At 38.1% G+C, this 813-nt stretch carries 1 protein-coding gene; it reads left to right on the top strand.

Features of this window, described 5'->3' with window-relative positions:
- Nucleotides 1–64 precede the first annotated feature (64 nt).
- A partial coding sequence (locus AB5935_RS27705) for an ATP-binding protein (RefSeq protein ID WP_368328064.1) occupies nt 65–813 on the top strand: 749 nt, incomplete at its 3' end.

The following is an 813-nucleotide window of genomic DNA, read 5'->3' as shown; positions in this document are numbered from 1 at the left end:
GTCTCTGTATGGACAAATATCAATTAAAATTAATCAATAGATAAACTAAAAAAATATACGTATTATGCAAAAAGGTAATATTGGGGTTACAACAGAAAACATTTTCCCTATCATTAAAAAGTTTTTGTACAGTGACCATGAGATTTTTCTGCGCGAGTTAGTATCCAATGCGGTAGATGCCACTCAGAAGCTGAATACGCTTGCTTCTATTGGCGAATTCAAAGGTGAACTGGGTGACTTAACTGTTCACGTTGAATTAGGCAAAGATACTATTACCATTTCTGACCGTGGTATCGGTTTGACTGCAGAAGAAATAGAGAAGTACATCAATCAAATAGCTTTCTCTGGAGCTAATGACTTCCTGGAGAAGTATAAGAACGATGCAAATGCCATTATCGGACATTTCGGACTTGGCTTCTACTCTGCCTTTATGGTTGCAAAGAAAGTGGAGATTATCACTAAATCATACAGAGACGATGCAAAAGCCGTAAAATGGACTTGTGATGGCAGCCCTGAATTCACTATTGAAGAAATAGAAAAAGCCGACCGTGGATCAGATATCATCTTATACATTGATGACGACTGCAAAGAATTCCTCGAAGAAGCACGTATCTCCGAACTTCTGAAGAAATATTGCAGCTTCCTTCCTGTTCCTATTGCATTTGGAAAAAAGAAAGAATGGAAAGACGGCAAACAGGTAGAAACGGCTGAAGATAATATAATCAATGACACCACTCCTTTGTGGACACGCAAACCTAGCGAACTTTCGGATGAAGATTACAAATCATTCTATAGCAAGCTATATCCGATGTC

Origin of the sequence: Phocaeicola sp. RTP21198st1_B8_RTP21198_201120, from assembly GCF_040929485.1 — a bacterium.
In the GTDB taxonomy this organism is placed as follows: Bacteria; Bacteroidota; Bacteroidia; order Bacteroidales; family Bacteroidaceae; genus Phocaeicola; species Phocaeicola dorei.
The sequence above is the reverse complement of the archived record's forward strand: the minus strand, read 5'-3'. Positions and strand labels throughout refer to the sequence as shown.